The organism is Sphingobium sp. RSMS (assembly GCF_005406185.4).
In the GTDB taxonomy this organism is placed as follows: Bacteria; Pseudomonadota; Alphaproteobacteria; order Sphingomonadales; family Sphingomonadaceae; genus Sphingobium; species Sphingobium fuliginis.
This window is the reverse complement of sequence record NZ_CM191257.1, coordinates 3,728,755-3,745,015: the sequence shown is the minus strand read 5'-3', so window position 1 is coordinate 3,745,015 and position 16,261 is coordinate 3,728,755. Positions and strand designations below refer to the sequence as shown.

14 protein-coding genes and 1 tRNA gene are annotated in these 16,261 nt (G+C 66.5%); 8 read left to right on the top strand and 7 right to left on the bottom strand.

The window, feature by feature from the left end; translation table 11 throughout:
• Nucleotides 1-442: 442 nt before the first annotated feature.
• Both rpsT and mutM read right to left on the bottom strand, forming a co-directional pair.
• Nucleotides 443-706 (bottom strand): 30S ribosomal protein S20, encoded by a 264-nt coding sequence (rpsT, locus tag EGM87_RS18220; RefSeq protein WP_007687699.1) that lies wholly within the window; start codon nucleotides 704-706, stop codon nucleotides 443-445.
• Nucleotides 707-825: 119 nt separating this feature from the next.
• Nucleotides 826-1,638, bottom strand: a complete 813-nt coding sequence (gene mutM, locus EGM87_RS18215; protein WP_137709373.1) for a bifunctional DNA-formamidopyrimidine glycosylase/DNA-(apurinic or apyrimidinic site) lyase — start codon at nucleotides 1,636-1,638, stop codon at nucleotides 826-828.
• A gap of 125 nt (nucleotides 1,639-1,763) precedes the next feature.
• Here mutM and EGM87_RS18210 point away from each other — a divergent pair, with 125 nt between their 5' ends.
• Together EGM87_RS18210 and ubiB are read left to right on the top strand one after the other, a co-directional pair.
• A complete protein-coding gene (locus EGM87_RS18210) occupies nucleotides 1,764-2,495 on the top strand; it encodes a class I SAM-dependent methyltransferase (protein WP_025551633.1) in 732 nt (243 codons plus the stop codon).
• Nucleotides 2,496-2,544: 49 nt separating this feature from the next.
• Entirely contained in the window at nucleotides 2,545-4,086 is a 1,542-nt protein-coding gene (gene ubiB, locus EGM87_RS18205) for a 2-polyprenylphenol 6-hydroxylase (RefSeq protein ID WP_044661614.1), read from the top strand.
• Nucleotides 4,087-4,191: 105 nt separating this feature from the next.
• Here the strand turns inward: ubiB and EGM87_RS18200 are convergent, their stop codons facing one another.
• Nucleotides 4,192-4,941 carry a hypothetical protein gene (locus EGM87_RS18200; protein ID WP_103000229.1) on the bottom strand — a complete coding sequence of 250 codons (750 nt, stop codon included), beginning with the start codon at nucleotides 4,939-4,941 and terminating at the stop codon, nucleotides 4,192-4,194.
• A 33-nt stretch (nucleotides 4,942-4,974) separates the two neighbouring features.
• Nucleotides 4,975-5,715 carry a 23S rRNA (guanosine(2251)-2'-O)-methyltransferase RlmB gene (gene rlmB, locus EGM87_RS18195; protein WP_061936478.1) on the bottom strand — a complete coding sequence of 247 codons (741 nt, stop codon included), beginning with the start codon at nucleotides 5,713-5,715 and terminating at the stop codon, nucleotides 4,975-4,977.
• Nucleotides 5,716-5,819: 104 nt separating this feature from the next.
• On the opposite strand from rlmB, the gene EGM87_RS18190 reads away from it, so the two are divergent.
• From EGM87_RS18190 to EGM87_RS18180, 3 genes are all read left to right on the top strand, one after another.
• Nucleotides 5,820-5,906: transfer RNA gene (locus EGM87_RS18190), tRNA-Tyr, on the top strand.
• A 133-nt stretch (nucleotides 5,907-6,039) separates the two neighbouring features.
• On the top strand, nucleotides 6,040-8,331 hold the full coding sequence (locus tag EGM87_RS18185; protein ID WP_171009989.1) for a glycoside hydrolase family 3 N-terminal domain-containing protein: 2,292 nt from the start codon (nucleotides 6,040-6,042) through the stop codon (nucleotides 8,329-8,331).
• Between the two features lie 422 nt (nucleotides 8,332-8,753).
• Nucleotides 8,754-10,634 (top strand): ABC-F family ATP-binding cassette domain-containing protein, encoded by a 1,881-nt coding sequence (locus tag EGM87_RS18180; RefSeq protein WP_103000237.1) that lies wholly within the window; start codon nucleotides 8,754-8,756, stop codon nucleotides 10,632-10,634.
• A gap of 95 nt (nucleotides 10,635-10,729) precedes the next feature.
• On the opposite strand, the gene EGM87_RS18175 is transcribed toward EGM87_RS18180, so the two are convergent.
• Complete coding sequence (locus EGM87_RS18175; RefSeq protein WP_137709374.1) at nucleotides 10,730-11,827, bottom strand: AI-2E family transporter; 1,098 nt, start codon at nucleotides 11,825-11,827, stop codon at nucleotides 10,730-10,732.
• 42 nt (nucleotides 11,828-11,869) lie between these two features.
• The gene (locus tag EGM87_RS18170) at nucleotides 11,870-13,108 is read right to left on the bottom strand and encodes a YceI family protein (protein ID WP_137709375.1); all 1,239 of its coding nucleotides are present in this window, start codon (nucleotides 13,106-13,108) and stop codon (nucleotides 11,870-11,872) included.
• Nucleotides 13,109-13,323: 215 nt separating this feature from the next.
• On the opposite strand from EGM87_RS18170, the gene EGM87_RS18165 reads away from it, so the two are divergent.
• The gene (locus EGM87_RS18165; RefSeq protein WP_103000239.1) at nucleotides 13,324-13,761 is read left to right on the top strand and encodes an acyl-CoA thioesterase; all 438 of its coding nucleotides are present in this window, start codon (nucleotides 13,324-13,326) and stop codon (nucleotides 13,759-13,761) included.
• 37 nt (nucleotides 13,762-13,798) lie between these two features.
• On the opposite strand, the gene EGM87_RS18160 is transcribed toward EGM87_RS18165, so the two are convergent.
• Nucleotides 13,799-14,182 (bottom strand): DUF983 domain-containing protein, encoded by a 384-nt coding sequence (locus tag EGM87_RS18160; RefSeq protein ID WP_103000240.1) that lies wholly within the window; start codon nucleotides 14,180-14,182, stop codon nucleotides 13,799-13,801.
• A gap of 94 nt (nucleotides 14,183-14,276) precedes the next feature.
• Here EGM87_RS18160 and pabB point away from each other — a divergent pair, with 94 nt between their 5' ends.
• Nucleotides 14,277-15,452: an aminodeoxychorismate synthase component I gene (gene pabB, locus EGM87_RS18155; protein ID WP_137709376.1), complete on the top strand. Its 1,176-nt coding sequence runs from the start codon at nucleotides 14,277-14,279 to the stop codon at nucleotides 15,450-15,452.
• Between the two features lie 45 nt (nucleotides 15,453-15,497).
• Nucleotides 15,498-16,121 carry an aminotransferase class IV gene (locus tag EGM87_RS18150; protein WP_025552028.1) on the top strand — a complete coding sequence of 208 codons (624 nt, stop codon included), beginning with the start codon at nucleotides 15,498-15,500 and terminating at the stop codon, nucleotides 16,119-16,121.
• Nucleotides 16,122-16,261: the final 140 nt, after the last annotated feature.

Genomic DNA, 16,261 nt, shown 5'->3' with positions numbered 1-16,261 from the left:
AAACAGTCGACCCCCATCAACTGCACCCCATAGGCAGGGGCGATGCGACGCAGAGACCCGTTCCGGAAAAGCCCCGCCTTCCCGAATCTCGTGCATCAACCAACCATCTGATGACCGCCGGAAATTCGATTCGAGTGGCGGCCGGAGGATCAAAATAGACAGGCCTGCTTCGCCGGATCAAGGGCGCTGCCAGTCAAAAATGTGAAATAAAGCCGTTGACTCGGCAAACCCCGCAGAAAAGGCCGGTTTGAAGAATTACCCAGCAATTTCAATATATTATTCCCGCCTCCGGACCCTCCCCCCTCTCGAATCGAAGGAGAATCGCCGGAAATCGGGGCTTCCTCCAAAATGACCTTTTGGTGAATGAAACATGAAAAAGCCCGCCCCGCATCGACTGCGGGGCGGGCCTGTTCTGACCGACGAGCTGGAAAGTGGCTGGGTCTTAGCCGAGCGCGCTGACGCGCTTCGTCAGGCGGCCGAACTTGCGGGCCGCGGTGTTCTTGTGCAGCACGCCGCGGGCGACGCCGCGGGCGAGTTCCGGCTGGACCGACTGAAGCGCCGTGGTCGCGGCAGCCTTGTCGCCGGCGGCGAGGGCGGTTTCGACCTTCTTCACCAGGGTGCGAATCCGGCTGATGCGGGCGCCGTTGATCTCGGCGCGGCGGGCGTTGCGGCGGATGCGCTTCTTGGCTTGCGGCGTATTGGCCATTTACTGTCCTCGGTTCTCGTCAAATCTCGTGAAGGAGCCCGTCGGAATCCCCAACCGGCTCTCGTGAAGGTGCGCCCCTTACAGGGGAACAGGGGTTGCGTCAACCGCTGAGCGCCCCGCTATTTCTGGCATTTCGGGCAGAAAAAGGTCGATCTGCCCCCATCCACGCGGCGCCTGATGGGCGTGCCGCAATGGCAGGCTTCCCCCTCGCGGCCATAGACCCGCCATTGCTTGGAGAAATAACCCAGTTCGCCGTCGGGCCGGGCATAGTCGCGCAGCGTCGATCCGCCCGCGGCGATGGCGGCGGTCAGCACCTCCCGAATCGCGTCGACCAGCAGGGCGAGGCGGGCGCGGCCGATCCGGCCCGCTTCGCGCGTCGGGGCGATGCCGGCCATGTGGAGCGCCTCGCAGACATAGATATTGCCCAGCCCGGCAACGATGCGCTGGTCGAGCAGCGCGGCCTTGATCGACGCCGCCTTGCCCTTGAGGGCGGCGGCCAGCGCGTCGGCCGTGAAATCCGGCCCCAGCGGCTCGGGTCCCATGCGGGTGAAGGGGTTATGGGCCTCCCACGCCTCGCTGCGGACCAGGTCGAGCGAGCCGAAGCGGCGCGGGTCGTTGAGCGACAGAAGCCGCCCTCCCCCGGTCCCGATCAACAGATGGTCATGCGGCCCGATCTCCGCCGGATCGATTCGCCAGCGGCCCGACATGCCGAGGTGGAAGATCAGCGTGTCGCCGCGGTCGGTGTCGATCAGGCCGTATTTGGCGCGGCGCGACAGGCCGGTGACGGTGGCGCCGGTCAGCCGCTGGCGCAGGTCGACGGGTATCGGAAAGCGCAGGTCGGCGCGGCGCGGCTCGACCCGCGTCAGGAGCGAGCCCTGCAGGACCGATCGCAGGCCCGCGACGGTGGTTTCGACTTCGGGAAGTTCGGGCATGGCCCTCTATGGAGCGCCCCGGACCGCCCGGCAACAGGCCTCTTGCCGCATGCGGCGCGCCATGGACATTTTACCCGATCTCGGAGGTTTCCTCTCCCCGGAAAAATGCTCTAGAGCGTGCGCCCATGAGTGAAACCGCTTCCTTTGGCTATCGCGATGTCGAAGCCGCCGAAAAACAGGGGATGGTCCGCGCCGTCTTCTCCAATGTGGCGTCCAAATATGATCTGATGAACGACGCCATGTCGGGCGGCGCGCATCGGCTCTGGAAGGACCAGTTCGTCAGCCGGGTGAAGCCGCGCCGGGATGAGCTTATCCTGGACATGGCGGGCGGCACCGGGGACATCGCCTTCCGCATGCATCGCCATGGCGCGCGGGTGACGGTTTCCGACATCAATCCCGAAATGCTGGCCGTGGGCGTCGATCGGGCGAGGAAGAAGGGGCTGGAAGGCCTCATCTGGTCGGAGCAGAATGCCGAGGAGCTGAGCTTCGCGGACCGGGCGTTCGACGCCTATACGATCGCCTTCGGCATCCGCAACGTGACCCATGTCGACAGGGCGCTGCGCGAGGCGCATCGGGTGCTGAAGTTCGGCGGGCGCTTCTTCTGCCTGGAATTTTCCACCACGACATGGCCGGGCTTTTCCGACGTCTATGACGTCTATTCGCACCGGCTGGTGCCCAGGCTCGGCAAGCTGCTGGCCGACGATGAGGACAGCTATCGCTATCTGATCGAATCGATCCGCCGCTTCCCCCCCATGCCGGCGTTCGAGCGGATGATCCGCGACGCCGGCTTCGTGCAGACGAAGGTGGAACCGATCCTGGGCGGGCTGGTGGCGATCCATAGCGGGTGGAAAATCTGATGGGGCGCCCGTCACGTCCTTCTCCCGCAGGGGAAGGGCATAAATAGCGATGCCTTCCCACCTCACGCATATCTGGCGGCTGCTGAAATGGGGCCGCACCCTGGCGCGGCATGGCGCGCTGACCGGGATCGAGCGCGATCCGTTGACGCCGACGCCGGTGCGGCGGCTGGTGCGGGTGGCGCGGCTGGGCGCGCGGGTGCCCCGGCAGCCGCGCTATGCCGACGCCTTCCAGTCCATCGGCCCGGCGGCGATCAAGCTGGGCCAGACGCTGGCGACGCGTCCCGACCTGGTGGGGGAGGATGCGGCGAACGACCTGCTGCGCCTGCAGGACGCCCTGCCCCCCGTGCCGTTCGCCACCATCCGCGCGCAGATGGAGCAGAGCTTCGGGCGGCCGCTGGAAACGCTCTACAGCCGCTTCGACGAGGTGCCGGTGGGCGCCGCCTCCATCGCGCAGGTGCACCGCGCGGTGACGACGGACGGGCGCGATGTCGCGGTGAAGGTGATCCGCCCCGGCGTCATCGACCAGTTCAACCGCGACATCCAGACCTATGAATGGGCCGCCGCCCATGTCGAGATGCTGGGCGGCGAAGTGGCCCGCCTCCGCCCCCGCCTCGTCATCGCCAACATGAAGCGCTGGACTGCGCGCGAACTCGACCTGCGGCGGGAGGCGGCCTCGGCTTCGGAACTGGGCGAGGCGATGGAGGCCATGCCCGGCTATCGCGTGCCCGCCATCGACTGGGACCGCACGACCGGCAAGGTCATGACGATGGAGTGGATCGACGGGGTCAAGATCTCCGACCGGGACGCGCTGATCGCCGCCGGCCATGATGTGAAGGAAATCGCGGCAAGGCTGGTCAACGCCTTCCTGCGCCAGGCGATCGCCGAAGGCTTCTTCCATGCCGACATGCATCAGGGGAACCTGTTCGTCACCGCCAATGGCGACATCGTCGCGATCGACTTCGGCATCATGGGCCGCATCGACCGGCGCGCGCGCATGTGGCTGGCGGAAATCCTCTACGGCCTCATCACCGGCAATTACCGCCGCGTGGCGGAAATTCACTTCGAGGCGCAATATGTGCCGGGCCACCACAATGTAGAGGAATTCGCCACCGCGCTCAGAGCCGTGGGCGAACCGATGCGGGGCAAGCCGGTGCGCGAACTGTCGGTCGGCGGCATGCTGGACGGCCTGTTCGCCATCACCCGCGATTTCGACATGCAGACCCAGCCGCACCTGCTGCTGCTCCAGAAGACGATGGTGATGGTGGAGGGCGTCGCGACCGCGCTCGACCCCGACATCAACCTGTGGGAGACGAGCGGCCCCTATGTGAAGGAATGGCTGCGCGCCGAACTGGGGCCGGAGGCGAAGGCCGCCGACGCGCTGATCGAGAATGTCCGGATCCTGCAGCGCCTGCCGGGCCTTGTGAAGCGGATCGAGGAAGCCTTTCCGGAAAAGGGCGGCGCCCCCCCTCCGCCGCCCCTGACGGAGGTCAGGCTGATCCGGGTGGGCAGCGGCTGGCGCTATATGCTCGTGGCCTTGCTGGCGGGGATGGCCGGCGCGGGCGCGATGGCGGCGGCTACGACCTTTTGGTGACGGCCGGTTGCCGGTTGCGAGCCCGCCGTCGGGCACGGCCTCGACGCGAACCCGCTTCCCTATGCCATTCCGACGCCTCGAACCCGCCCGAAATGGGTGCTGAGCCTAGGGCCTGAACTTCAGCGTGGCCGCCGGCGCCTCGCCGGTCAGCGGCGTGATCTTCCAGACGATCCGTTTCCCCTGCGCCATGTCCTGCGCGCCGTCTTCCTGGTTCTGGCTGACGATCTCCGCATCGGTGGTGAGGGTGAAGGTGCCGTCCAGCGCCTTGGCGGCATCGTCGCCGCCATTGCCGCCCATCGGGTTCTGGCTCTTGTCATAGCCGTTGGAATAGCCCGGCGCCTTCACCCGCGCCCGGTCTTCCCCACGCAGTTCCACCGCCACGAAGGGCAGCACGATCTGCGCGTCGCTGTTGAAGGGAAAAAGGAAGGCGTGGGTCAGCCGGCCGCTGATCGCATAGTCGATCTCGAACCGGCGATTGCCCATGTAGCGGGCCGACCGAAAGCCCTTCTCCTTCGACAGCGCCGCCGCGATCGCCTGCATCTGCTGCTCGTCGCCCTTGTCGTCCTTGACGTCGAAACGCTCCTCGGCCTTGCCCTGCGTCCCGGACCGGAGCGCCGTGCGCAGGCTGCTCTGCTGGTCCCTGGGCGTCGCGCCGTCGATCGGATCGTCATTGCCCGGCATCGAACCCAGGCCCTTGCCCATGTCCGATGCCAGTATCTCGCCCTTATAGGTAAAGCTGAAGCTCCGGTCGGCGCGGATGTCGAGCGTGGAATCGAACCTGCCCGGCGTCACCAGGCAGGCGGAGAGCAGCAGACTGGCCGCCAGCACGGCGGCCGAGCGCAGAAAGACCGTCACGATCGAACCCCCTGTCGTCCGTGGCCCCGGCCGCTACCGGCTGGCAGCCGCGTAGAGGGCGATCGCCGCCGCATTGGAGACGTTCAGGCTCTCCATGCGCGGGCTGATCGGCAGTTTAGCCAAAATGTCGCAATGCGCCATGCTGTTGTGGCGCAGCCCTTCGCCCTCGGCCCCCAGCACCAGCGCGACGCGGGACGTGCCGATGGCCTCCCCCAGCGTCTGCTCCGCCTCGCCGTCCAGCCCGATGCGCCAGTAACCGGCTTCCGCGATCTCATCCAGCGCCCGGGCAAGGTTCACGACCCGCACCCAGGGCACGATCTCCAGCGCGCCCGACGCGGCGCGCGCCAGCACCCCCGATTCGGGCGGCGCATGGCGGTCCTGCGTCACGATGCACAGCGCGTCGAACGCCGCGGCGGACCGCAGGATCGCGCCGACATTATGCGGGTCCGTCACCTGGTCCAGCACCAGCACGGGCCTGTTATCGTCCCGCCCCGCCTCCAGCACGTCGCCCAGCCAGACATCGTCCAGCGGCTCCACCTCCGCCACGATCCCCTGATGCGGCGCATCCGACGGCACCATGCGGCCCAGATCGGCGCCGTCGGCATAGACGATGGGCAAGACGGGCGGCAGGTCGAGCGCGTTCAGCGCCTCCCTCGTCCCCCATATCTTGCGCACCACCCGGTCCGGATTGGCGAGCGCGGCGATGACGGCATGCCGTCCATAGAAGCGGGGAAAGGTCCCTTTGGCCTTTCCGGTGCGATTTCCTCTTTTCATGGGAAGCGCTCTTTTCACATTGGGCCATTGACAGGCAAGTCTCCTTTCGCCATTGGAGCGCCCTCCAGCCGGTCGGGGCACCCTCCGACGCCGGTTAGGCGACTGGACAGGTGGCCGAGTGGTTAAAGGCAGCAGACTGTAAATCTGCCCGGGTTTCCCGTACGCTGGTTCGAATCCAGCCCTGTCCACCATCGCTGGCCGCGGGCGCCGCCGCCGGGCCGAATTGATCCGCTTCAGGGCTCATCCCATCTCTCCACAGCTTGCTTTCCTGCGCGCATTGACGGGATAAGTGCGGTTCATCCGGAATCTGTTACGCTCCCCTTGATGACCCCAGTTCCTCCCGCGACCCGCCGCGCCGTCCTGACCGCCGCCCTTGCCGGCTTCCTGACCCTTCCCCTGCCCCGCCGCGCCCTTGCCGCGACGGAGGTGGAGCGCGTGGACGATCTGATCGCGCGCATGACCATAGAGGAGAAGGCAGGGCAGATGACCTGCCTGGCCGACAGTTTCCGCCCCTATAATCCCCCCAATCCGCAGGTCGGCATCCAGAATGAAAGGCAGCTTGCCGACGAAATCCGCAAGGGCCGGGTCGGCTGCCTGTTCAACGGCATCGGCGTCGCGGGCGCGCGCCGCGCGCAGGAAATCGCGCTGAGGCAAAGCCGCCTCGGCATTCCGCTGCTGTTCGCGGGCGACGTCATCCACGGCCTGAAGACGATCTTCCCCGTGACCCTGGCCGAATCCGCCAGTTTCGATCCGTCGCTGGCGGAACGCACGGCGCGCGCCATGGCGGTGGAGGCGACGGCGGCCGGCCTGCACCTGACCTTTGCCCCCATGGTCGACGTCGCCCGCGACCAGCGCTGGGGCCGGGTGGTCGAGGGAGCCGGGGAGGATGTCGCTCTGGGCGGCCTCTTCGCCGCCGCCCGCGTGCGCGGCTTTCAGGGGCGCGACCTGCGCCGCGACGATTCCCTGCTCGCCTGCCCCAAGCATTTCGCCGCCTATGGCGCCGTCGCCGGGGGCCTCGAATATGGCAGCGTCGACATCAGCGACGAAACGCTGCGCGAAACCCATCTCCCGCCCTTCGGCGCCGCCTTCGCGGCGGGGGCGCTCACCACCATGGCGGCGTTCAGCGAGATCAACGGCGTGCCCGCCACCGCCGACCGCGACCTGCTCACCGACACGCTGCGCGGCGAGATGAAGTTCCGCGGCTTCGTCTTTTCCGACTATACGGCGGACGAGGAACTGATCGCCCACGGCTATGCCGAGGATGAGCGCGACGCCACCCGCCTCGCCATATTGGCCGGGGTCGACATGTCGATGCAGAGCGGCCTTTACATCCGCCACATCCCCGATCTGGTGAAAAGCGGCGCGGTGCCGATGGAAACGGTCGACGTCGCCGTCCGGCGCATCCTTTACGTCAAGACCGCCATCGGCCTGTTCGACAATCCCTGGCGCTCGCTGGACGAGGAAGCGGAAAAGACCCGCATCTTCACCCCCGCCCATCGCGCCTTGGCGCGGGAGGCGGCGGCGCGTTCCATCGTGCTGCTCCAGAATGATGGCGTCCTGCCGCTCGATCCCGCCCGGGCGCAGACCATCGCGCTCATCGGCCCGTTCGGCGAGGACAGGGAGAATGTCTACGGCCCCTGGGCCTTTTACGGCGACAAGGGCAAGGGCGTCGACATCGCCACCGGCCTGCGCGCCGCCATGCCGGACCCGGCCAGATTGCTGGTCGCGCCGGGCAGCGGCATATTGACGCCCATCGACGGGGGCGTCGCCAAAGCGGTGGAAACGGCGAAGGCCGCGGACATCGTCATCCTGGCGCTGGGCGAATCGCAGGACATGTCGGGCGAGGCGCAGTCCCGCACCGCCATCGAAATCCCCGTCGTGCAGCAGGCGCTGGCCGATGCCGTCGCCGCGACCGGAAAGCCCGTCATCGTCCTTCTCCGCCACGGTCGCGCCCTGGCGCTGCATGACGGGGTGGCGAATGCGCAGGCGATCCTCGCGACCTGGTTCCTCGGCTCCGAATCCGGCCATGCCATTGCCGACATCCTGTTCGGCAAGGAGAACCCGTCCGCCAAGCTGCCGGTCAGCTTCCCCTGGGAATCGGGGCAGGAACCCTTCTTCTACGACCGCAAGTCGACCGGCCGCCCGGTGATCGACAACCGCACCGAATATCGCTCGCGCTACGCCACCACCGACAACAGCGCGCGCTATCCCTTCGGCCACGGTCTCAGCTACAGCGATTTCACGCTGGAAGGGTTGAAACTGTCCGACACGGCGCTGCGCTGGGACCGCGCCATCGAAATCACCGCCCGCCTCACCAACAAGGGCACCCGCAAGGGCAGCGAAGTCGTCCAACTTTATATCCGCGACCGCGTCGCCAGCCGTACCCGCCCGATCCGCGAGTTGAAACGCATCCAGCGCGTCACCCTCGACCCGGGCGAGAGCAGGACGGTGCGCTTCTCCCTGTCCCGCACCGACCTGCAATTTGTCGGCGCGGGCAGCAGGATCATCGCCGAACCGGGCCTGTTCGACCTCTGGCTCGGGCAATCATCCAATGGCGGCCTCCACAGCCAGTTCACGCTTTATGCGGCGGAAACCACGCCCGCTTTCCCCCAATAAACCATCATCCCCACCCCGGATCGCGTCCATCCCGATCCCGTCACCTCTTTCCCCATTTCGTCATCCCCATCTCTCTCCCGTTATCCCCGCGAAGGCGGGGACCCATCTCCTGCCCGTTCCCCTTGACGCCTCCCAAAGGACATGGACTCCCCCACCGCCCAAACCCCTGTCCTACACGGCCCCGACCATGCCATAACCCCACCGGCTCTTTCCCACCGTCAACCCATTCCACACACCCTAAGCGGGCGCCCTCCGCACACCCATTCCGCAAAAATTCTCCTATTGCGAAATCGACGCCACCACTCCGCACCCACGCAAATGCGTCGGCCACAACGCCGTGAACTTCGCAGGCATGAGGCAGTCTGCAAAACTCCGCCTCAACGCCTTCACCACCCCATGCACCTCTGCTAGAGGCCCCCTCCATGCTCAACCTGAACGGCATCACCGTGCGCCTCGGCGGCCGCACTATTCTCGACCGCGCCAGCGCTTCCCTGCCGCCGCGCAGCCGCGTCGGCCTGATCGGCCGCAACGGCGCGGGCAAGTCGACCCTGATGAAGGTGATGATCGGCCAGATCGACCCGGACGAGGGCAGTTGCGACATGCCCCGCGACACGCGCCTCGGCTATATCGCGCAGGAAGCGCCCTCGGGCACGGCCACCCCCTTCGACACCGTCCTCGCCGCCGACAGGGAACGCGCCGAACTGATGGCGGAGGCGGAACATACGCAAGACCCCGACCGCCTCGGCCATATCTACGAACGGCTGAACGCGATCGACGCCTATACCGCGCCGGCCCGCGCCGCCCGCATCCTCGTCGGCCTCGGCTTCGACGAGGAAATGCAGGGCCGCCCCCTCGACAGCTATTCGGGCGGCTGGAAGATGCGCGTCGCCCTCGCCTCGCTGCTTTTCTCCAACCCCGACCTGCTGCTGCTGGACGAGCCGTCTAACCATCTCGACCTCGAAGCGACGCTCTGGCTGGAAAATTTCCTCAAGGCCTATCGCGGCACCGTGGTCGTCATCAGCCATGAACGCGACCTGCTCAACAATGTGGTCGACTATATCCTGCATCTGGAGGGCGGGAAGATCACCCTCTATCCCGGCGGCTACGACGCCTTCGAACGCCAGCGCGCCGAACGCCTCGCGCAGCAGGAGGCCGCCCGCGCGAAACAACAGGCCGAACGCGAGAAGTTGCAGGACTATGTCGCGCGCAACTCCGCCCGCGCCTCGACCGCGAAACAGGCCCAGTCCCGCGCCAAGGCATTGGCGAAGATGCAGCCCATCGCCGCGGCCATCGAGGACCCGACGCTGCATTTCGGCTTCCCCAGCCCGCCCGAACTGCGCCCGCCGCTCATCACCATGGACATGGCGGCGGTCGGTTACAACGACACGCCCGTCCTGCGCCGCGTCAATCTGCGCATCGATCCCGACGACCGGCTCGCGTTGCTGGGGCGCAACGGCAATGGCAAGACCACGCTCGCCCGCCTGATCGCCGCGCAGTTGAAGCCGATGGAAGGCGCGATGAACGCCTCGGCGAGGATGAATGTCGGCTATTTCACCCAATATCAGGTGGAGGAACTGGACGTCGGCGACACGCCGCTCGAACATATGAGCCGGGTGATGAAGGGCGCCACCCCCGCCGCCGTCCGCGCCCAGCTAGGCCGCTTCGGCTTCTCCGGCGAGCGCGCGACGCAGAAGGTCGGCTCCATGTCGGGCGGGGAAAGGGCGCGGCTGGCCCTCGCCCTCATCACCCGCGACGCGCCGCATCTGCTGATCCTCGACGAACCGACCAACCATCTCGACGTCGACAGCCGCGAAGCGCTGGTGCAGGCGCTGAACGACTATTCGGGCGCGGTGGTCATCGTCAGCCACGACCGCCACATGATCGAACTGGTCGCCGACCGGCTGGTGCTGGTCGACAATGGCACGGCCCAGCCCTTCGACGGCAGCCTGGAGGATTATACCGACATCATCCTGCGCAAGGCCGACGGCAATGGCGGCAATGGGGGTTCGGGGGGCGATGCCCCGAAGACCGACCGCAAGGCGGAAAAGCGCAACGCCGCGCAATGGCGCGAACGGCAGAAGGCGGCGAAGAACGCCGTCAGCAAGGCGGAAAAGGAGATGGCCATGCTGACCGCCGAACGCAGCCGCATCGACCAGGCGCTGTTCGACCCCAAAAGCGCGACCGGCGCGGAGGCGAAGATGACCATGACCGAACTGATGGTGAAACGCGCCGACCTGGAAAGGAAACTGGAAGCGGCGGAAGAAAGCTGGATGGAGGCCAGCGCCGCGCTGGAGGAGTTATAGATCGCGGAAACCAGGCTCCGTTCGGGCCGTTTTCACGAGCCACCTGTCCCGTTCAAATGTCGAAGCCCTTCACTTTCTTGAAGAGAAGCGCCTGATCATTCCGTCAAAGGCCCCTCCAGCCCATCCGCCCCCGTCCGCATCTTCGTCACGATGTTCCAGGTCGCGATGAACAGCGCCGCGATCACCGGCCCGATGACGATGCCGTTGAACCCGAACAGGTCGATCCCGCCCAGCGTGGTGATCAGCACCACATAGTCGGGAATCCGCGTGTCCCGCCCGACCAGTATCGGTCGCAGGATATTGTCCACCATCCCGATCACGAACATGCCGCAAAAGGCGAGTATCAGCCCCTTCGCCACCGCCCCGGTGACGAACAGATAGATGGCGACCGGCACCCAGATCAGCCCGGTTCCGACCGCCGGAATCAGCGAGAACGCCCCCATCAGCACGCCCCAGAGCAGCGCACCCGGCAAGCCCAGCGCCCAGAACACCACGCCGCCGATCAGCCCCTGGACGATGGCGACGACGATGCTGCCCTTGATCGTCGCACGCGTGACGACGACGAACTGATTGATCAGGGCCCGGCGATGCGCGGTCCGCATCGGCGCGGCCCTGTCCACCATCGCCGCCAGCTTCGGTCCGTCGCGCAGCAGGAAGAAGGTAAGGTACAGCATCACGCCCAGCGCCATCAGGAAGCTGAACGCGCTCTGCCCGATCTGCAACGCCTGCGTCGCAACCGTGCGGAAGCTCGACGCGACACCGGCGCTCAGCATTTCGCGCACGGCGGCGAAGTTGGTTATGCCCAGCCGGTCGAGAAAGGCCGCGGCCCAGCCGGGCAGGCTCGCCTGGAACTGCGCGAACATCCGCGCGAAGTTGATCTCGCCGCTTTGCACCTTGGCGTAGAAGAGGGTCGCTTCCTGCACCAGCGCCATGGCCAGGATGATCGCCGGCACGATCACCAGCGCGACGATCAGCAACAGCGTCAGCGCCGCCGCGCTGTTCCGGTGCCGGGGCATCACGCCGATCAGCCCCTGGTTGACCGGCGCGAACAGGATGGCGGCGATCACGCCCCACAATATGGCGGCGAAAAAGGGCTCGACCACCAGCGCGAAGGCGACCGAGACGATGAGAACGAAGCCCAGGAAGACCCCATCCTCTATGCGCGCGCTTGGCTTTTCCGTGCTCCTGTCCATGACGCCGCTTTGGCAGAAGTGCAGCGCCAAATCCATGCCTGCTTATTCCGCCTGCGCACTGAACCCGAAGCTGACCGACACCTTGGGGTCCAGTCCCGCGCTGCTCTCGCCATTGCCGACGCCGAAGGACGCACGCGCGATGGTGGCCGATCCTGAGACCTTCCGCGCCTTCCCGGTGCCGGAAAGGGTGAAGCGGATGCTCTGCGGCTTGCTTACCCCCTTGAGGTTCAGTGTGCCCGAAGCGCGATAGGCGTTCGTCCCCGTCTTCTCCGCGCCCCTTGCGGTGAAGACGGCCTTGGGATGCGCCGCCACGCCGAAGAATTCGTCCCCGGCCAGCATGCCGTCCTTATAGCTGTCCCCGACGCTGGCGCTCGCCAGGTCGATCTCCACGCGGATGTCCGCGCTGTCCGGATGATCCGGGTCCATGACGATCTTCGCCGTCCATTTGGAGAAGCGGCCGCTGATCGTCTCGCCGCTGTTTCCGACGGAAAAGCCGATGGTCCCGCCGGGCTGCACCGTCCAGGCGGGCGGCGGTCCCACCGGTTCTTCCGCGACCGCCGCATTGCCGGCTTCGGCCGGGGCCGCGGCATTGACGGCATTGGCGGCCGGCTCAGCGGCATTGGCGGGCATTTCCTCTTCCTCCTCGGCCGCCGCCGGCAGGACCGGCGCGGCCACCGCCTTCGCTGCGGGCGCTGGCAGGACGGCGCGCCCGAGGACGAACCCCACCGCGATCAGCGCGGGCAAGGCTGCCAGCAACAGCGGTGAACGCACCGGCATCATCCGCCACAGCAACCCATCGCCCATCAGCACATGATGCCGCAGCGCACCCGCGACGTGCAGGACGAACAGCGCGATGCCGATCCAGGCGATCAGGGCGTGTCCGCCCTCGGCCAGATCATGCGCGCTCATGGGCAGGGGCAGATGAGGCAGGGGGACGATGCCGAAGATCAAGGTCGGCACCTTCACCTTCGCGGTCGACACCAAAGCCCATCCGGTGAGCGGCGCGCCCAGCATGAACAGATAGAGGCCCGCATGCACCGCCTTGGCCAGCGCGCCCTGCCAGCCGCGCTCGACCGGCGCGGGACGCGGCTTCCAATAGCGTATGGCGACGCGGGCGAAGGTCAGCAGCAGGATCGAGATGCCGATCGACTTATGCCACTGGAACAGCGCGAAGCCGCGCGCGCCAAGATCCTCGAGCGCCCATCCCACCGCGATCTGGAAGGCAAGCAGGGCGGCGATCGCCCAGTGCAGGAAAATGGCCAGCCGACTATAGCGTTGCATCGAAACCCCCATGCGCGACAATCCGGCCCGGAAGCTATGCTGCACCTGCGCGGAAGTCCACCGCCGCGCCCGGAAACGATCCGTTACCTCAGCAGAACGATAAGCTTCGCGCCTGTGTCATAAAGGTCGCAGTCCGATCAATTTCGACCCGATGATTGCATCCCCGCCGCCAAGGGCTAAGAGCATAGGAAAACAGGACATAGGACAAGCAGGACATGGCCAAACCCGAATCCTGGCGCCTCCGCCCGGAAGCTTATCGTTTCGTCACCAGCATCGACACCCGCTTCCAGGACATCGACACGATGGGCCACATCAACAATGTGGCGATCTCCGGCATATTCGAAACGGCCCGCATCCGCTTCCACCATCATCTGGGCCGCCATCCGCAGGAACAGGGGGTGCGCTGGCTGGTCGCGAACGTGAACCTCAATTTCGTCGAGGAATCCCACTTTCCCTATCCGTTCGAGGTGCACTGCGCGATCGGCCATATCGGACGCACGAGCTGGACGATCAGTTCGGCGGGCTTTCAGAAGGGCATATGCGTCGCCACCGCCGACACCACCGTCGTGACCCATGGTTCGGAAGGGCGCCGCTCCATCGACGAAAGCCTGCGGGAGGCGATGGAACGCAACTTCATCATCCGTCCGGACTGATGGGATCGCATCGATTTTCAACCGATCGTAACCCGCTCTAGCGGAAGCCGTCCATGCGGCGGCTCCACTGGAAGGCGATGACCGCCGCCTTGGCGGGCTGGATCATCGCCAGCGCAAGCAGGATCGCAAGGCCCGGCCATAGCGCCGCCTGCACCCCCAGCGGAATATCCAGCGCCGCGTTCACCTCTATCATCAGCGGCACGAGCAGGTGCCCCAGCAGCAATATGACGATATAGGCCGGGAAATCGTCCGCCCGCGATGCGTCCCAGGCCTGTCCGCAATGGCGGCAGGCGGGACTGGGCTTCAGGAAGCGGGCGAACATCCGGCCTTCGCCGCAGGCGGGACAACGGCCCCTGAGCGCCAGCGCCAGCGCCGGCCGCAGCGGCCGCGCCGCATCATCCTGGGGCAATCCCTTGCTCATGGCCTTTCCTCCTATGGCCAATGCGCGCCCCGTGCAACATGCCCGCGCCCTGTTAGAGCTTCCGCGCCGCGCAAAGCCTGTTAAGAGGGCGGCCATGCGCCTTCCGGGACCGACCGAAGCCTTCGTCCTGTTCGACGACGCCCGTACCCGGGCTCCCGCCCCCGCGCGCCTCTATCGCGATCCGGTATCGGTCATCGCCGCTCATCGGCTGGCGGAGGTGCAGCCAGCGCTCGACCGGCTGTCCGAAGCGGCAGAAGCCGGGCTGCACGCAGCAGGCTTCATCGCCTATGAAGCCGGGCTGGCGCTGGAGGACCGCCTTCACCCGCTGGCGGAACGGCATCGGCAGGACAGGCCGAAGACGCCGCTGCTCTGGTTCGGCCTGTTCGAAGGGGTGCGCCTGATCGATCCCGCCGCCATGACCGGCCTGTTGCCGGACCCGGCGGGCGCCAGGGTCGATCGCCTCCAGCCGCTGATCGACGAGACCGCCTATCGCGCCGCCTTCGCCCAGGTCCAGGACTATATCCGCGCCGGCGACATCTATCAGGTCAATCTGACCTTCCCCTGCGCCGCGCATTTCATGGGCGATCTCATGGCGCTCTATGCCGCCATCCGTCCGCGCCAGCAGGCGGGCTATGGCGGCGTGCTGCGCACCGGGGAACATTCGATCCTCTCCTTTTCGCCGGAGCTGTTCTTCACTCATGTCCGCGGCCAGTTGACCGCGCGCCCGATGAAGGGCACCGCCCCCCGCGATCCCGATCTCGCCAGCGACGCGGAACTGGCGCAATGGCTGGAGCGGGATGCCAAGCAGCGGGCGGAAAATCTGATGATCGTCGACCTGCTGCGCAACGATCTGTCGCGCGTCTCCCACGCCGGCACCGTCACCGTGCCCGACCTGTTCAAGGTCGAAACCTATCCGACCGTCCACCAGATGGTGTCGACCGTCCGGGCCCGGCTGTTGCCCGGCCTGTCGCCCGTCGACGTGCTGCGCGTCCTTTTCCCCTGCGGGTCGATCACCGGCGCGCCCAAGGTCCGCGCCATGGAGATCATCGAAGCGGTCGAGCCCTTTCCGCGCGGCGTCTATACCGGCTCCATGGGCTGGATCGATCCGTCGGGCGATGCCGCGTTCAATGTTGCCATCCGCACCATTTGCGTCGAAGAAGGCAGCAGGGAGGGACGCCTGGGTCTGGGATCGGGCATCGTCGCGGATTCGGATGTCGCTTCCGAATGGGCGGAATGTCTGGCCAAGGGGCGCTTCCTCGCACCGGCCTGATTCATCGCGCCATCATCGATCGGCATAAGGGGTTTGCAATTTTCCATGGCATTGGCTGACGGACGGTTCGATCTGCTCGAAACCATGGCCTTCGATCCGGTCGAGGGCATCAGATTGCTCGAACTGCATCTGGAGCGGTTGAAGACCAGCGCGGAGGCGCTCGATTTCGCCTTCGACCGCCACAATGTGCGCAATGAACTTCAGGCCGCGACCTTCCGCCTGCGGGAGCGCAGCCGCCTTCGCCTGCTGGTGTCGCGCCGGGGCTCCATCGCCATCGAAGTGCGCGAGCACCGCACCTGGCCGCAGGCGATCATGCAGGTCGCGCTCGTCCCCCGCAACGCCCCCGCCGCCGATGCGCGGCTGGCGCACAAGACGACCGACCGTTCGCTCTACCGTGACGCCCTGCGGCGCGGCGGCACTTATGAAGTGGTGATGACGGACGAACAGGGCTTCCTGACGGAGGGCAGCTTCTCCTCCATCTTCGTCGAACGCGGCGACAAGCTGCTGACCCCGCCTTTGTCGCGCGGCCTGCTGCCCGGCGTGCTGCGCCGCAGCCTGCTCGACATGGGGGAGGCAGTGGAGGCCGACCTGCGCCCGCGCGACCTGGAAAACGGCTTCTTCATCGGCAATGCGGCGCGCGGCATGGTGGCGGCGTCGCTGGTGCGCTAGAGCATCGTGCGCAAAAGTGGGAACCGGCTTTGCGCTTGAAAGGATGCGACAACAAAGCTTGGAGCGCGCGCCCTGCGTACGATTGAACGCAGCGCGCTCTAGGGGCACGGGCAACCCTTTTCCGCACGCATGAATTGCAG

Bases quoted from the DNA above. Each gene is read 5' to 3' on its own strand.
- rpsT (WP_007687699.1), bottom strand. From the start codon at position 706: ATGGCCAATACGCCGCAAGCCAAGAAGCGCATCCGCCGCAACGCCCGC.
- mutM (WP_137709373.1), bottom strand. From the start codon at position 1,638: ATGCCCGAACTTCCCGAAGTCGAAACCACCGTCGCGGGCCTGCGATCG.
- EGM87_RS18210 (WP_025551633.1), top strand. From the start codon at position 1,764: ATGAGTGAAACCGCTTCCTTTGGCTATCGCGATGTCGAAGCCGCCGAA.
- ubiB (WP_044661614.1), top strand. From the start codon at position 2,545: ATGCCTTCCCACCTCACGCATATCTGGCGGCTGCTGAAATGGGGCCGC.
- rlmB (WP_061936478.1), bottom strand. From the start codon at position 5,715: ATGAAAAGAGGAAATCGCACCGGAAAGGCCAAAGGGACCTTTCCCCGC.
- EGM87_RS18185 (WP_171009989.1), top strand. From the start codon at position 6,040: ATGACCCCAGTTCCTCCCGCGACCCGCCGCGCCGTCCTGACCGCCGCC.
- EGM87_RS18180 (WP_103000237.1), top strand. From the start codon at position 8,754: ATGCTCAACCTGAACGGCATCACCGTGCGCCTCGGCGGCCGCACTATT.
- EGM87_RS18175 (WP_137709374.1), bottom strand. From the start codon at position 11,827: ATGGACAGGAGCACGGAAAAGCCAAGCGCGCGCATAGAGGATGGGGTC.
- EGM87_RS18170 (WP_137709375.1), bottom strand. From the start codon at position 13,108: ATGCAACGCTATAGTCGGCTGGCCATTTTCCTGCACTGGGCGATCGCC.
- EGM87_RS18165 (WP_103000239.1), top strand. From the start codon at position 13,324: ATGGCCAAACCCGAATCCTGGCGCCTCCGCCCGGAAGCTTATCGTTTC.
- EGM87_RS18160 (WP_103000240.1), bottom strand. From the start codon at position 14,182: ATGAGCAAGGGATTGCCCCAGGATGATGCGGCGCGGCCGCTGCGGCCG.
- pabB (WP_137709376.1), top strand. From the start codon at position 14,277: ATGCGCCTTCCGGGACCGACCGAAGCCTTCGTCCTGTTCGACGACGCC.
- EGM87_RS18150 (WP_025552028.1), top strand. From the start codon at position 15,498: ATGGCATTGGCTGACGGACGGTTCGATCTGCTCGAAACCATGGCCTTC.